Genomic DNA, 14,619 nt, shown 5'->3' on the forward strand with positions numbered 1-14,619 from the left:
TATAGACGCTTTTATAGACAGGGCAATTGATATTTAAATAATATTAATAACTAATAAAAATCAAAAGCTTAATATTTATAGTTTAGACTCATATGAAGAAAAAGCCGCGCTAAGTTGTTGCTTTACGTTATCGGGTAGATTTTTATTACAGGCGAAATATAAAGGGGCTTGATGGGCATTGATGGGCATAAGTAATTCGAGTTGTAATTTATTTAATAAATGAGATTGTTCATGGTTTATTCGCTGCGCTGGTATAACAACTAAATCAATACTCGAACTTCGGGTTTGGATTATCTTAAAAATATTATCAAAACTATTAAACAGCATTAAATTTTCGTTTTCTTTAAAGCCCTTTGAAAGTAAGTAATGATGGCTGTAGTTATCTTTTAAAACCGCAATACGGTATTGCTTTGCCTGCTCTAAATTAGTTAAGGAAATACCTTTGCTTTTAAGGGAGTAAAAATTAGTGTCAAATTGGGCAAGCTTAGCAAACCAAATAAAATTATGTTCCCGCTCAGGCGAACGAGAAATAGAAAATATACAGGTTTGGGGATCTCTCAGTGCAATATTGTAAGCCATACTCCAATCGTTTACAGAAATTGAATAATCAATACCTACGCTATCAAGCACTAATCGGACTTTATCGGCAGCATCACCTACTAAATTGTTATTCGCGTCCAGATACTGCGCAGGCGCGAAGTTCTCTGTTACAACAGTAAGTTTAGCCGCACAATGATGACTTACAATGAACAATAATACACAATACCACTTAGTCACAATAACCCACTATATAAAATTTAAGATGTTACTTTTTTGATAAAAGCAAATTTAATATAGCGGATTATTTACAAATAGCCAATTTTGACCTTTAGGATTAACGATTCATTGCTGCAATTAAGAATGCTGAAATTTTAGCGCCTTCTCTAAGCGTCGTCTCTGAGCTTGATTGACCCACTAATGAGCTGTCGGTAAACGGCGCGATTTCCATCATATCTGCACCGGTTATTGGAAACTCATCGGCAATGGCTGACAAAATATCAAGCGCATGCTGTGGTGTTAATCCATTTTCTTCAGGTGTACCTGTTGCTGAGGCAAATTGAGCATCTAGTGCGTCAATATCAAAGCTTACATACACTTCATCAACCTTGTCAGCCTTTAGTTGCGCGATTGTATCGGCAGCAACAGCGGCTGCGCCACGCTCAATAATTTCAGCAGCCCAGTGCTGTTTAACGCCAAAGGTACTTTCCCAATGTGATTTAGGCTTACCACTTGAGCGAATACCAAATTGAATTAAATGATGTGGCGCGGGTAAAAATTCTAAAATATGGGTACACCAAGAGCCAAAACATAAATCGATGCCTAAACGCTCAACCAATAAATCGGTGTGGGCGTCGAAATGAATAATAGCCGTACGCTTACCTTGGCTACGCTTTGCTTTTAAGTACGCTTTTGTCAGCGGGTAACTAATAGAATGATCGCCACCAATGCCAAAAATGCCTTTATCTTGGAATGTTGCATAAAAGCTGTCACATACATCTTCGGTAATAGACAGTGGACTTACGAAATGATCGTTATTGTCATTGCCATAAAGCGCTTTTTGGCAATTGGTAATTGTTGCCTCGTTTAAGTATTTATCGTGTAATAAATGCGGTATTACGCGCACATCACCTAAGTCAAATGAACGACACTGTGTTTGCTGGTCAATTAAAGCTGAACGTAAAAATAAAGGCCCCCAGTTTGCACCGCGTAAAATACCACCACCACAATCAGAGCTAATCCCCAGCATAACCGCTTTGTGGGGTGAGTTAGGTAATTCATTTAGCGAGTCACGCCATAAAGCATCGACATTTTCAGTTTGACCATATAATTTATTTCTGAGTGCTGCTTTGCGTTCTTTTGCCGTATTAACCGTGAATACACCGTCGCCAGGTGCACATAAACAGTGTTCAACTTTATTTTTAAATGCTTGAAATTGTGTGCTCATTGTAAACCCTTTTTCAATCTGAATATCTTGTCTATTATTGAGTAGTTATGCAAAACGACGAACGCTGAATAAATTAAAAATTAATTGTCTGTGGTTATAAAAATCACTGAACGTTGTGTTTTGCGAGGTTAGGTCAGCGGCAAAACAATACAAAACCTACTAACTAACCTTATGAATATAAACAATTTAAAATTTAGCTAACAACTCTTTTAGCTAGCTACTGGTTTGCTCTGAGGTATGAATATAGTGTCTGAGCAAACAAGTCAACTGGCTCATTTTGTTAGTAATTTTAGCCATTGATTGAATATTCAGAGTTGATGAATAAATCAATACGGACATCCGTCCTGTACTTCATTTAGGTTTCTCGTAATCATGTTAAATTGACAACAACTCTTATTAAAAAGGCTTAGTTATGGAAAAAGTATTTCACTTAGGACTGTGTATTGATGATTTAAAAGGTGCAAAACTGGCTATTGTTCCAGGGGATCCAGATCGTGCAGCACGCATTTCACAGTTCTTAGATAATCCAACCTGCCTTGCTCAAACGCGTGAGTTTCACATTTATTTAGGCCAATTAAACGGCCACTCAGTGGTTGTATGTTCAACCGGTATCGGCGGCCCTTCAACGTCAATTGCGGTTGAAGAACTGGCTCAACTTGGCGTACGTAGCTTTCTTCGCATTGGCACAACAGGCGCGATTCAGCCGCACATTAACGAAGGCGATATTTTAATTAGCCAAGCCTCAGTTCGTTTAGATGGCGCGAGTCAGCATTTTGCACCGCTGTGCTACCCTGCTGTTTCTGATTTTTTTGCCACTCAAGCGATGGTAAAAGCCTGTGAAAACCTAAACATCGATTTTCATATCGGTATCACCGCTTCAAGCGATACCTTCTACCCAGGACAAGAGCGTTATGATACGCATTCTGGTTATGTTCCTAAGTCATTACAGGGTAGCTGTGAAGAATGGCAAAAACTAGGCGTGATGAACTACGAAATGGAATCGGCTACTTTATTTACTATGTGTGCCGCTCTTGGCCTACAAGCAGCCTGTGTTGCAGGTGTATTAGTAAATAGAACACGTCAAGAAATTCCTAACGTAGACCACGGCGAGATTGAGAAAAAATCGGTTGCCGTGGTACTTGAAGCCGCTAAAGTGTTACTTGGCTAATGTTGCGCTAATAACCTCAAGTGTTGGCAAGCCAGTAAAGCTTGCTAACACGGCTTTTGCCACCCCTGATTGGTTTTCATGACCAGCCGTTTCTAATAACGTAACTGATTTAACTGTTTGCTTATCAAAGTTCAGTCCTGCTAAAAACAACTGACTCACAGCACTTTGTAATGGCGATAAACTCGGGCTGTACGCTGCATTTTCTGCATAGCTGCCATAAAAATCACCGTTTTCAAACGTACTTATTTTTACTGCACTGTAATTTTGGCTGTATGGCACATAAGCCGCTAAAGCATAGCTCATCAGCTTTTCATCAAGTTGTTTGTTTTCAAAACAATTAGTTTGCTCTGCTGGGTTAAATAAGCTGTGCTCATTGCCTAAATCGGTTGGTCCAAATGAATGAGGTAATAACTCTGCCAATTTAAAGTTTTGTGCTGGCAGTAAAATATCAAGCTCTTTCGCATCAGCGAGTTCATTCATAAATTGACGACAGTACCCACATGGGACATCACTAATCGCTATTTTAAGAATTTTTTTACCGCCATTTAACCAGGCATTATTAATTGCAGATTGCTCACCGTGCACCACTAAACTAAGTGCTTGATGGTCAAACTCAGCGTTAGCGCCAAAGTAAAAAGTAGTGTTTCCTTGTGAATCGAGCCCTTTTACAATTGCGCCGACATGAAATTTGGAAATAGGTGCAACGGAAAACTCTGAAGCCATAGGCACTAAGCCTTGTAATAATGCATCGTCGCTAACATTAAGCTCGGTGCAAAGCGCTTTAATATCGCTTGAATATAAAATACCGCGTTGAGTTTTTAATTGACTGCGTAGAGCTTGCGTTTGCGCTACGTTTAGAGAAATGTGTGAATTGCTAAGTGCTGTATTATGTTGCACTTTAAAAGTTGCTGAAGCCATAATAGTTTTTATTTGTTCAATGGCCAAGTAGTGTAAAAGGTTGGCAAACTAAATACCAGCCTATTCAACGTAAAAAAGGGAACACGTCGTGTGTTCCCTCTAAAACTAATCTAGTTTTGGATTAACCTGTATTACGCATACCCGCTGCAATACCGGTCATAGTGATCATCAAGGCATTGTCTATATCATTTTCATTGCCTTTATCATCGCCACGAGAACGACGTAATAACTCAACTTGTAATACATTAAGCGGGTCGGTGTATGGGTTTCTAAGCCCAATAGACTCTTTGATCCAAGGCTGATCAGCCAATAAGCTTTTTTGTGGGCTTAATGATTGCACTAACGTCATCGCCTCACCAAGTTCCTCTCGCAAGGCAACACCTAAAGGCTTATACATCTCTTCCACCAGCGCATTATCGTAATGCTCACTCAACCAGCTATCCGCTTTACTAAATACCATTTCTAGCATTTCTAAACGTGCTCTAAAGAACGGCCATTGCAAACTCATTTCGCTTAAGGTTTCAATTCCATATTTTTCAAGCGCGGCCTTAAGTCCGCTTAATGCACCTAACCATGCAGGTAACATTAACCGGTTTTGACTCCACGCAAAAATCCATGGAATAGCACGTAAGCTCTCAACCCCTCCATTTGGATTTCGTTTTGCAGGTCTTGAGCCTAACGGTAATTTTGACAATTCCAATTCAGGTGTCGCCATTCTAAAGTAAGGCACAAAGTTTTCATCGTGGCGCACCACATTACGGTAGTGCTGACACGACACATCGCTAATTAATGCCATTACTTCACGCCACTGTGATTTAGGCTCTGGTGGTGGCAATAAATTACTTTGTAGTACCGCACCTGCATAAATATTTAAGCTTTGTAATGCCACATTGGGTAATCCAAACTTAAAGCGGATCATTTCACCTTGCTCTGTTACCCTAAGCCCGCCTTTTAACGACCCCGGCGGCTGAGAATGCAATGCTTGTGCAGCAGGCGCACCACCACGTCCAACCGTACCACCACGTCCATGGAATAAAATAAGCTCAATACCGCGTTCATCCGCTAGTTGTACGAGCTTATCCATTGCCTCATATTGTGCCCAACCAGCAGCCATCATGCCTGCATCTTTGGCTGAGTCTGAATAGCCAATCATTACATTTTGGGTGTTTTTGATGTGTCCACGGTACCACTCGTTATTTAAAAGCGTAGTGATGACGTTGTGGCCATCGTTTAAATCGTCCAAGGTTTCAAATAAAGGCGCCACGGGCAGTTCAAAACCACAGCCAGACTCTTTAAGTAATAGCTGCACTGCTAATATGTCAGAGGCGGTTCGTGCCATAGATATAATGTATAAACCAAAGGTTTTTTCATCTTGCTGTGCAATAACATCAAAGGTGTCGAGCACCTCTTGCACTTCTGGACTTGGTTGCCAATGCCTAGGAATAAGCGGACGACGTGAATTTAGCTCTGTCAGTAAAAAAGCTTGTTTGTCTTGCTCTTCCCATTGATTGTAATCGCCAATACCTAAATGACGAGTTAATTCTGAAAACACATCGCTGTGTCTTGACGAATCCTGTCGCACATCCAGTTTTGCCAAACGCAAACCAAAGCTATTTACACGATGGATCACATCTAATAGCAAGCCATCAGCAACCACTTGCATATTGCATTTTAACAATGAGCGATAACACACCTCAATTGGGTGCTTAATTTGGTTAATATCAGTAATTAAATCTTGTGATTCTGTACGCTTATTTTTAATTTTAGCGCTTAAGTACATCACTGTTTCAGCCACTTGATTTTTAAGCTCTTTGAGCACGGCTCGATAAGGTTCAAACTCTTGCCCTGCCAGCTTAATAAGCTCATCGCTGGCATCAGACATAGAAAGTTCAGCACACAAAGTTTCTAAATCACGCTGGTATAAATCCAGCGCCATCCAACGGCCATGATCGAGTACTTGCTTTGTCACCTCGGCGGTTACAAACGGGTTACCATCTCGATCCCCCCCCATCCATGACGTAAATTCTATCGGACTGTAGTTAGCTGGTAGCTCAAGGCTCAAATGCTGTTTAACATGCTGGCTAAACTCACGTAAAAAACGTGGCACGGCATCCCATAAGCTATTTTCAATTACCGCATAGCCCCATTTAGCTTCATCAACTGGGCTTGGGCGAGAACGACGAATATCGTCGGTATGCCAGGCTTGGCTAATTAGCTGCGCAATTCGATTTAATATCGCTTCGCGCTCTTGCGCAAGGTTATCGGTACGCTCAAGCGACGCTAAACAATCGCTTAGTTCAACATGTTTATTAATAATAGTACGGCGAGTCACTTCGGTTGGGTGAGCGGTTAGTACTAAGTTTATGTGGAGTTTTGAGAGTGTGTCGGCTAAATGATTATGATTAAGCTGACCTTGTTCGGCCTTTGCTGCTAACGTTTTTAATGTTTGAGTGAGAGGATTTAGTTGGCAAAAACCAACATCATTAAAACGTGATACGGTATGAAACTGCTCTGCAACATTAGCTAAGTTTAAAAAATGATTAAATGAACGGGCAACCGGTAAAAGCTCCTCATCACTAAGCGCATGAAGTACATCAATTAACGCTTGGCGATCGGCTTCATTGCCACTGCGAGATGATTTTGATAAAGCCCGAATTTCTTCTACTTTATCTAAAATCTCTTGGCCTTGGGCATCTTTAATAGTTTGTCCTAATAATTGACCAAGTAGACTAACATTACCTCGCAAGGCGGCATATTGTTCACTCATTTCTAGCTCTCCTTCGTTTCTTGGAGACCTATTAATATCATTAAGCGGGAATATTTAATAGATCCATTTGCATCGCCTTGTCGTAAAAAAGCATATGTAAAATAAACACAAAGCGACAACATGATCATTTTTTACGATGGCAATTGCCCCCTTTGCAATGCAGAAATGCAACATTTAAAACGTGCCGATGTTGATCATAAAATTACACTAGAAGATTTAAATGCGGATGATTTTAGTGAGCGTTTTCCTGCAATCGATAAACAAAATGCCATGGATTTATTGCACGCCCAAACTGATAAGGGGCAGATGATTTACGGCTTAGACGTCACTTATCAAGCTTGGCGCACCGTTGGGAAATACCGTTGGCTTAAAATAATTCGTTTGCCAGTAATTCGCTTTTTTGCCGATCATGCTTACACTTTTTTTGCAAAATATCGTCACCACATTAGCCGTTTTTTAATGCCCAATGCGCAGTGTAGTAATGGTCAATGCAATATCAAATCTAAAGGTGAAAAATGAAAACAGTGATTTTATTTGGCGCCAGTAGCGCCATTGCACAATCCTACGTAAATCATTTAAATCAGCAAGCAACACAATTTAATATAATTTGTGTCAGCTCATCGAATATTGAGCATAATGATGACAAGGTAACCTATTTCCACAGCGACTACTCGGCGCAAAGCCTAAATGAGCTAACCCAGTCGTTAAAGTCACAACAAATTGGGCTTGCTCAGGTAATTATATTTAATGGTCAATTACATAACGACCAGCACATGCCGGAAAAAAAGCTCGAAGAAATTAACAGTGATTATTTTATGCAGCTTTTGCACTCTAATACACTTGTCCCCCTGCTGTGCTTACAAAGTATAGTGCCGCTGCTTAATCATAAAACTCACTGCACAATTACTGCTTTGAGCGCTCGTGTAGGCAGTATTAACGACAATAAATTGGGTGGCTGGTATACCTATCGCGCATCTAAGTCTGCGCTGAACATGTTATTTAAAACAGCCGCCATTGAACTTGCTCGTCGCGCTAAAAATACCAAACTTGTTTTATTTCACCCGGGTACTACAGATACACAGCTCTCTAAGCCATTTCAAAAAAATGTGCCCGCAGATAAACTGTTTACCCCTGACTTTGTTGCTCAGCAATTATTTAAATTTACTTACGAAAACCCACAGCTAGAACTCAACGGCGAACCTGCCTACCTAGATTGGCAAGGAAACACCATAAAATGGTAAGGAACAAACACATGCATTTTTCGAAAGACCGCATAGCCGCACTTGAAAAACATACCCGTACACACTTTATCAACTCACTTTCAGGGTTTAAAAGTGCAAACTTAATTGGCACACAAGACTTACAAGGTAATACTAATCTAGCCATTGTCAGTTCAGTTATTCATTTAGGCGCACACCCACCGCTAGTAGGCATGATAATGCGCCCGCACAGCGTACCAAGGCATACATTCGAAAATATTATAGAAACAGGTATCTATACCATTAATCAAGTAAACAGTGATATATACCAGCAAGCACACCAAACCTCTGCACGTTACGCCAAAGACGAGTCTGAGTTTAATGCAACGGGTTTAAAAACAGAGTACTTAAACGACTTTAAAGCGCCTTTTGTTGCACAAAGCCGACTAAAATACGCAGTAAAATTTGTTGAGAACCAGCATTTAGCTGTTAATGGCACTGAGCTGGTTATTGGCGAAATAATGGATGTGTACGTAGATAAATCAGCACTTCAAAGTGATGGCTTTTTAGACTTACAAGCCATCGATACCGTTGCAGTAACCGGATTAGATAGCTACCACACGGCGAATAAGCTCAATCGTTTACCCTACGCGAAAAAATAGCCCAAGGTTATCAAGTCCTTGGGAATGAGGGACTTGATAACTCCCCCCATTTGTTTAATCCCTTGTTCACTAATCGCAATTAATTTGAATTGAACGCGTTTAGCCTACACACTATGCAAAATTTTGTAGGAGAAATATATGACCACAGTTGGTATTGGTACACACACACCCGAACAAGCACTTGCTAGTTTAAGCAATATGACCCACTCAGTAACGCCAATTCAGGCCGATGAGTATTTAGTGCGTATGGCCAAAGCGCAAGCTTATATGCAAGCTAATAATATTGATGCGATATATTTAAATGCAGGTACCAACTTAACGTATTTTACCGGTATGAAATGGTACGCCAGTGAACGACTAGTCGGCGCTATTTTACCCGCCATGGGTGAGGTGCAATACATTGCCCCCCACTTTGAAATTGGCTCTTTAAATGGCTTTAAAGTCATTGATGGCCCAATACACGGCTGGCAAGAACACGAGAACCCTTTTGAGCTATTCGTTAAAGTGCTGAAACAGCTTAATATTAGCGACACCGCTACCGTGGGCATTGATGAAAGCGCACAGTTTTTTATTTTTGATGGCATCAATAAAGCCAGTTCAGGATTAGAACTAGTTAACGCACAACCTGTAACCGCACATTGTAGAATGCATAAATCAGCCAATGAATTAGCATTAATGCAATGCGCCATGGATATGACTTTAGCGGTTCATCAGGCTACTGCGAGCATGCTTTATGAAGGAATTAGCACAGTAGAAGTCGAAGAATTTATAAAAAAAGCGCATCAAAAAGTAGGTGCCCCGGGAAATTACTTCTGTATTGTATTGTTTGGCCTTGCTACCTCATTCCCTCATGGTGTAAAAGATCCACAAATTTTGAAAAAAGGCGACATGGTGCTTATCGATACTGGATGTAAAGTGCACGATTACCTGTCTGATATTACGCGTACTTATGTATTTGGTGAAGCAACCAGCCGCCAACGCCTATTTTGGGATTTTGAAAAAGCGGCCCAGTTAGCAGCTTTCAATCAAGCCGCCCTTGGCGAAACCTGTGAATCGGTTGACGAAGCAGCTCGCAGCTACTTAGCAGCTCAAGGCTTAGGCCCTGAATACCAAACACCAGGTTGCCCACACCGCACAGGCCATGGTATTGGCTTAGACATTCATGAATGGCCATACTTAGTGGGCGGCGATAAAACCCCGCTTGCCACAGGCATGTGTTTTAGTAACGAGCCAATGCTGGTTATTCCAGATGAATTTGGTGTGAGATTAGAAGATCACTTTTACATGACAGATAACGGCCCGCGTTGGTTTACCCAGCCAAGCCACAGCATTGACGACCCATTTGGCTTGAACAGCTAACCTGAAAACATTCAATAAACGAGCAGCACTTTCGCTGCTCTTTTTATGTTCGATGATTGATAAACTAAACTTCATCCCAATATCCATTGTTATTAAAAAGCAATCCTTCAAGGATCCCTATGAAAAACTTAAAAATTGATATCGTCTCAGATGTAATGTGCCCGTGGTGTATTATTGGGTATAAAAACTTAGAAACCGCATTGGCAGAATTAAAAGACGAAATGAGTGCGGATATTACATGGCACCCTTTTGAGCTTAATCCAGATATGCCACTTGAAGGACAAGACTTAAACGAGCACTTGCAGCAAAAATACAGTTTAACTGAAGAAGAAAGCGCGCGGAATCGTCAAAACATGGCGGATGCGGGTGAACGAGCTGGGTTTACCTTTAATTTTGACGGTAAACGCATCATGATCAACAGCTTTGATCTACACCGCTTGCTAATGTGGGCGCGTGAAGAAGGCAAACAAACTGAGCTGAAATTGGCGTTTTTTGAAGCACACTTCACCGATTTAAAATATTTAAATCAAGAAGATGCGTTACTGGATGTGGTAGAAAAAGTCGGCCTTAACAAAGACACAGCCAGAGAAATTTTACACTCAGATAAATACGTACAAGCGGTACGCCAAGAGCAAAATAACTTTAAACAAATGGGAATAACCTCAGTACCTACTTTCATTATAAATGATAAGTACGCGCTTACCGGTGGGCAACCGAGTGAATCGTTTATTCAAGCACTTAAGCAAATAAGTGAAGAAGAAGCCAAGCAGGACCAATAATTTTCGGGTTAGGCTACATTTTGCGGCCTAACCTTATTAATTTTTTAAGTTAAACACCCGTCTGTTATTTAAATTAAGCCCGTCCTCAACATCACGATAATAGTGTTCATAAAGCGCATTTAACTCGCCGCTATCTGCTAACTTTGTTAAGCCTTGCTCTAATAACTCAATGATTGCTTTGTTATTTTCGTTTGCGTAAAAATAATAGTAATTATCGTATTGCAGCATAATATGAGGCTCAATAACAAAGTTATACTGAGGATGTTTACGTATTTCGGCTTTTATAGCAGTTACTGAACGCGGAAAATAATCGCCAAGTCCTTCATCTAACGCTTTTAACATGCTTTCATAACTCAAATCACCATTAACTGTTAAGCCATTGTTCTTTAATACATAATAATCAGACCAACTTTGCTTTTGTAAGGCTATGAACGGCTTTAGTTGTTCAAGGGTTTTTATATCAGAAAATTCTTTTAACCGGCTTTGTTTAACCATGAGCAAGCGCTTTGAATGCAGCCCATTATAAATAGGATAACTTGTGCGGATTAAATGTCTTTGCTCTGCAAGGGAGTTTGGCAAAGTTAACCAAGCTAAATTAACATCATCGTTACGTGTGAGCTCTTCTAAAATTCTTTTAGTATTCATTGGCTCAAGACTATAAGCAATATTGAGCTTTACATTAACCTTTGCAAAGCTCTTTTCTAATAATGTTAAAATATAGTGGTTTTTTGGTATGTCTTGGGTGCTTGGTTTGCCAAGCTTAAGGGCGATCGTTTGCTCAGTGCTACTGGCAAAAAATGACACTGCCATTAAAATTAAACTGCAGCATAAAATAATAAGCTTCATAGTTATTCCAAGTTGCTTTAGCAATGTAACAAACTAAACAAATGATAAGTATAGCGGCAACTTAAAATTGCGTTAGTTTATGTACGATAAAGCACCTTAATCACATGCCAACCAAATTTCGTTTTTACTAAATGCGGTTCTAAAATTGCACCACTAAAGGCCACCTTATCAAACTGTGGAACCATTTGGCCTCGTCTAAACTCACCTAAATCACCGCCTTTTTTACCCGATGGGCATGACGAATACTTTTTAGCTAAAGTTTGAAACTTTGCGCCTTTGCCTAATTGCTTGATGATGTCTTCTGCAATCTCTTTATGTTTTACTAAAATATGCAGTGCGTGCGCCGTATTTGCCATGTAAGTGCCTTTTTAATGCTTAAATTTAAACGCCGCGATTTTAGCACAGCCAATACATTCAGGCATCTATTAAAGCACTTATAAATAGTGGGCTTGGTCTTGCTTTGAAGGGATCCTGCAATAGTGATATTTACCAAATAAGGTATATCGATTTGATGCAATTTTATCATAAAGCCAATTGTTAAAACGATTTGGCAACACACTAAATATACCACTAAGTTTCCACGGATAGCCTAGCTGTTTAATCACCTCAAAAAATGCATGGCTTTGTATAAATGCTTGAGCGTTTTCAATGTAAACCATAGAGGCAAAATCAGTTGTCGAATAGCCAAAGTGCATTAATATTTGTTGTCCTTTTGGCGATTGTACACTGCACAGTTTAAACATGGCCTGAGGATCGTGAGCAATAATAAAATTACACCACGCACTACAAAGCTTGCACTGGGCGTCGAACAGTATAATTTTTTGGCTTTTTATTAGCGCGGCGGTATGAGTCATTAATTGCTTGCTCAAGTGAGGGCTTATTGCTGCACAGGTTTTTTTTGTAGCTTGCGCTGCAAAGTGCGTCTATGCATATTAAGCTGCCTTGCAGTCATTGATACATTACCGTTGTTACTGTGTAATACATGTTGAATATGCTCCCACTCTAAACGCTCGGGTGACATAACCTCTTCAGGAATTTCGGTTACTGTCAATACCGGCTCTACTTTTAGCGCTTTTAATAAGCTTGCCATATCGACAGGCTTAGTTAAATAGTCATTAGCGCCCAAGCGCATCGCCTCTACGGCTGTAGCTATACTTGCAAAGCCGGTAAGCAATACAATATGAGCATGTGTGAGTAAATGGCGCAGCGGTGCAATAAGCGCCAGCCCATTTTCATCTGCTAACTTCATATCTAATAAAATACAATCAGGTTGCTGCTGGCGAGCCCTAAGTAAAGCCTCTGTTTGGTTATGTGCAACCTCACAGTTAAAGCTGTGTTTTGTTAAGCGCCTTGCCAAAGTGGTAGCAAGGTTAATGTCATCTTCAATAATTAGCAGCTTCATAGCGCCGACTCGGTTATTAATAGTGGCATTTGTATCTTGGCCACCGCCCCACCATCGGGGTGATTATAAACAGTTAACGAACCATTTAAACGCTCAAACGTGACATTTGATAGCATAACCGCTATTCCCATGCCTTGCTCGCTGGGCATGAGCTGCCCGCCTAACTCCGCTAACTCTGAGGATAAAAAACCAGCGCCAAAATCCCGAATAATTAACGCAATACTTTGCGCATCTGGCTGTTGCCAACTCAACTCTAATTGCATTTGGCCTTTTTTTTCGTTAGCAAGCGCTGCATTTTGTAATAAGTTTAAAATAGCAGGTAGCAGCATGGCATCACTTTTTAATGTGGCTTTAGGCGCCTCATTAAGCCAGTTTATTTGTTGATTAGGGTATTGTAATAGCAACGTATCATGAATTTGATTTTGCAGCTGCTCTGCTTTTATAGGTGTTTGCGTGTTTTTATCTCGTAGCTGCATAGAGAGCTTTCTAAAATCATTAAGCTGAGTGCGGCATTGCAGCAAGGGTGATTGCATTTGCTGAATAATTTCATTGTTGGGATACTCTTCTACAAGCTCTTCAAACAATAATTGTAAATTAGCAATAGGCGTTGCTAATTGATGAGTAATTTGCGCCGCTGCGCCATCGAGAGTAACCAGTTGTTCACTACGCAACTGTTTCTCTCTAACTTTGGCAATAGTGCGCTCACGTTGTTGTAAAGCACGGTTCATTGCACCAATAACCAACGCAATCACGCAGGCACTGATAACAAAATTAACCCACATGCCAATAAAGTGGCCACTCATGTTCATTTGGTGCATGCTATGCTCTGGCATTTTAATCAGTAGCATGCTGTAGGCAGCGATAGCCAGCACAGCAATATAGGCAAGCCCACGAGCGCTCAATGTAATTGCCGCTATCATAATAGGTAACAATAATAACGACACAAATGCGTTAGTTGCACCGCCACTTAAAGACAACAAAATAGTTAAAAAAAGTACGTCAGCGGTCAGTTGCATCAGCATGCCAACTGGCTTTGCTTGGCTAACATTTCTATAAGCAAAGATACTTGCTAACTGAAAAACCGCCTCAAGCGTAATAACGGCTAGCAACGGCATGAGCGCAATTTGATGCTCTAATAAAAAATAAACGCTTAACACCGCAATAAGCTGCACAGCAATGGCGCCACTGCGCAGCATTAATAACCGGCTAATAGCAGGATCGGTTTTAATTAACACAATAAGATTCACCTGACTGAATATACATTGCTTTGTTATCCATTATAAATAATGCTTTTTAAGTAATGCTTTTTAAGTAATGCTTTTTAAGTAATGATTTCATAATATGCGCCCCATATTAGCTGCTCACTCAGCCGCACTCAAGCATATATGGTCAACAAAGTATTCGTATTCTATTAAGCTTAGAAAGCCTATGAGCTATCGTGTAAAACACGCAAAATCATTAAAAGCATTTAATTAACACAATAAAAACAAGCCACTTACCTTTAAACAAAAATGCAGCAAATAGTCCGTAAAATA

Annotated in this window: 15 protein-coding genes; 6 read left to right on the top strand and 9 right to left on the bottom strand. The window is 40.3% G+C overall.

Going from position 1 to position 14,619, the window contains the following annotated elements; genetic code table 11:
• Positions 1 to 75: 75 nt before the first annotated feature.
• Positions 76 to 777, bottom strand: a complete 702-nt coding sequence (locus ABZP26_RS17245; protein WP_128583030.1) for an ABC transporter substrate-binding protein — start codon at positions 775 to 777, stop codon at positions 76 to 78.
• A 97-nt stretch (positions 778 to 874) separates the two neighbouring features.
• Entirely contained in the window at positions 875 to 1,984 is a 1,110-nt protein-coding gene (locus tag ABZP26_RS17250) for an arginase family protein (RefSeq protein WP_008464328.1), read from the bottom strand.
• A gap of 412 nt (positions 1,985 to 2,396) precedes the next feature.
• Between ABZP26_RS17250 and udp the strand changes: the two genes are divergently transcribed.
• Positions 2,397 to 3,152, top strand: coding sequence for a uridine phosphorylase (gene udp, locus ABZP26_RS17255; protein WP_008112319.1), 756 nt, complete (start codon positions 2,397 to 2,399; stop codon positions 3,150 to 3,152).
• Here udp and cdd read toward each other — a convergent pair.
• A complete protein-coding gene (gene cdd / locus ABZP26_RS17260; RefSeq protein ID WP_029609906.1) occupies positions 3,141 to 4,070 on the bottom strand; it encodes a cytidine deaminase in 930 nt (309 codons plus the stop codon). The two genes, udp and cdd, sit on opposite strands and share 12 nt — an antisense overlap.
• A 121-nt stretch (positions 4,071 to 4,191) precedes the next feature.
• Positions 4,192 to 6,837 carry a phosphoenolpyruvate carboxylase gene (ppc, locus tag ABZP26_RS17265; protein ID WP_016899156.1) on the bottom strand — a complete coding sequence of 882 codons (2,646 nt, stop codon included), beginning with the start codon at positions 6,835 to 6,837 and terminating at the stop codon, positions 4,192 to 4,194.
• Positions 6,838 to 6,957: 120 nt separating this feature from the next.
• On the opposite strand from ppc, the gene ABZP26_RS17270 reads away from it, so the two are divergent.
• The 5 genes from ABZP26_RS17270 (at position 6,958) to ABZP26_RS17290 (ending at position 10,836) form a co-directional block, all read left to right on the top strand.
• A complete protein-coding gene (locus ABZP26_RS17270) occupies positions 6,958 to 7,356 on the top strand; it encodes a thiol-disulfide oxidoreductase DCC family protein (protein WP_016899157.1) in 399 nt (132 codons plus the stop codon).
• Positions 7,353 to 8,078, top strand: coding sequence for an SDR family NAD(P)-dependent oxidoreductase (locus ABZP26_RS17275; RefSeq protein WP_016899158.1), 726 nt, complete (start codon positions 7,353 to 7,355; stop codon positions 8,076 to 8,078). The genes ABZP26_RS17270 and ABZP26_RS17275 overlap by 4 nt, the downstream gene beginning before the upstream one ends.
• A gap of 11 nt (positions 8,079 to 8,089) precedes the next feature.
• A complete protein-coding gene (locus ABZP26_RS17280) occupies positions 8,090 to 8,698 on the top strand; it encodes a flavin reductase family protein (RefSeq protein WP_016899159.1) in 609 nt (202 codons plus the stop codon).
• A gap of 138 nt (positions 8,699 to 8,836) precedes the next feature.
• Positions 8,837 to 10,057, top strand: coding sequence for a M24 family metallopeptidase (locus ABZP26_RS17285; protein ID WP_368485796.1), 1,221 nt, complete (start codon positions 8,837 to 8,839; stop codon positions 10,055 to 10,057).
• Positions 10,058 to 10,176: 119 nt separating this feature from the next.
• A complete protein-coding gene (locus ABZP26_RS17290; protein WP_368485797.1) occupies positions 10,177 to 10,836 on the top strand; it encodes a DsbA family oxidoreductase in 660 nt (219 codons plus the stop codon).
• A 36-nt stretch (positions 10,837 to 10,872) separates the two neighbouring features.
• Here ABZP26_RS17290 and ABZP26_RS17295 read toward each other — a convergent pair whose 3' ends face one another.
• The 5 genes from ABZP26_RS17295 to ABZP26_RS17315 form a co-directional block, all read right to left on the bottom strand.
• Complete coding sequence (locus tag ABZP26_RS17295) at positions 10,873 to 11,682, bottom strand: ABC transporter substrate-binding protein (RefSeq protein WP_016899163.1); 810 nt, start codon at positions 11,680 to 11,682, stop codon at positions 10,873 to 10,875.
• 77 nt (positions 11,683 to 11,759) lie between these two features.
• Positions 11,760 to 12,038 carry a peptidylprolyl isomerase PpiC gene (ppiC, locus tag ABZP26_RS17300; protein WP_008464312.1) on the bottom strand — a complete coding sequence of 93 codons (279 nt, stop codon included), beginning with the start codon at positions 12,036 to 12,038 and terminating at the stop codon, positions 11,760 to 11,762.
• Between the two features lie 78 nt (positions 12,039 to 12,116).
• Positions 12,117 to 12,536, bottom strand: a complete 420-nt coding sequence (locus ABZP26_RS17305; RefSeq protein WP_013463126.1) for a thiol-disulfide oxidoreductase DCC family protein — start codon at positions 12,534 to 12,536, stop codon at positions 12,117 to 12,119.
• A 23-nt stretch (positions 12,537 to 12,559) separates the two neighbouring features.
• On the bottom strand, positions 12,560 to 13,084 hold the full coding sequence (locus tag ABZP26_RS17310; protein ID WP_368485798.1) for a response regulator transcription factor: 525 nt from the start codon (positions 13,082 to 13,084) through the stop codon (positions 12,560 to 12,562).
• Complete coding sequence (locus ABZP26_RS17315; RefSeq protein ID WP_013463124.1) at positions 13,081 to 14,319, bottom strand: HAMP domain-containing sensor histidine kinase; 1,239 nt, start codon at positions 14,317 to 14,319, stop codon at positions 13,081 to 13,083. Before ABZP26_RS17315 ends, ABZP26_RS17310 begins: the two co-directional genes overlap by 4 nt.
• Between the last annotated feature and the right edge of the window lie 300 nt (positions 14,320 to 14,619).

The sequence above is a fragment of the Pseudoalteromonas sp. SD03 genome (genome assembly GCF_040937955.1).
GTDB classification, from domain to species: domain Bacteria; phylum Pseudomonadota; class Gammaproteobacteria; order Enterobacterales; family Alteromonadaceae; genus Pseudoalteromonas; species Pseudoalteromonas tetraodonis.

Bases quoted from the DNA above. Each gene is read 5' to 3' on its own strand.
- ABZP26_RS17290 (WP_368485797.1), top strand. From the start codon at position 10,177: ATGAAAAACTTAAAAATTGATATCGTCTCAGATGTAATGTGCCCGTGG.
- ABZP26_RS17275 (WP_016899158.1), top strand. From the start codon at position 7,353: ATGAAAACAGTGATTTTATTTGGCGCCAGTAGCGCCATTGCACAATCC.
- ABZP26_RS17305 (WP_013463126.1), bottom strand. From the start codon at position 12,536: ATGACTCATACCGCCGCGCTAATAAAAAGCCAAAAAATTATACTGTTC.
- ABZP26_RS17285 (WP_368485796.1), top strand. From the start codon at position 8,837: ATGACCACAGTTGGTATTGGTACACACACACCCGAACAAGCACTTGCT.
- udp (WP_008112319.1), top strand. From the start codon at position 2,397: ATGGAAAAAGTATTTCACTTAGGACTGTGTATTGATGATTTAAAAGGT.
- ABZP26_RS17250 (WP_008464328.1), bottom strand. From the start codon at position 1,984: ATGAGCACACAATTTCAAGCATTTAAAAATAAAGTTGAACACTGTTTA.
- ABZP26_RS17295 (WP_016899163.1), bottom strand. From the start codon at position 11,682: ATGAAGCTTATTATTTTATGCTGCAGTTTAATTTTAATGGCAGTGTCA.
- ABZP26_RS17310 (WP_368485798.1), bottom strand. From the start codon at position 13,084: ATGAAGCTGCTAATTATTGAAGATGACATTAACCTTGCTACCACTTTG.
- ABZP26_RS17280 (WP_016899159.1), top strand. From the start codon at position 8,090: ATGCATTTTTCGAAAGACCGCATAGCCGCACTTGAAAAACATACCCGT.
- ppiC (WP_008464312.1), bottom strand. From the start codon at position 12,038: ATGGCAAATACGGCGCACGCACTGCATATTTTAGTAAAACATAAAGAG.
- ppc (WP_016899156.1), bottom strand. From the start codon at position 6,837: ATGAGTGAACAATATGCCGCCTTGCGAGGTAATGTTAGTCTACTTGGT.
- ABZP26_RS17270 (WP_016899157.1), top strand. From the start codon at position 6,958: ATGATCATTTTTTACGATGGCAATTGCCCCCTTTGCAATGCAGAAATG.
- cdd (WP_029609906.1), bottom strand. From the start codon at position 4,070: ATGGCTTCAGCAACTTTTAAAGTGCAACATAATACAGCACTTAGCAAT.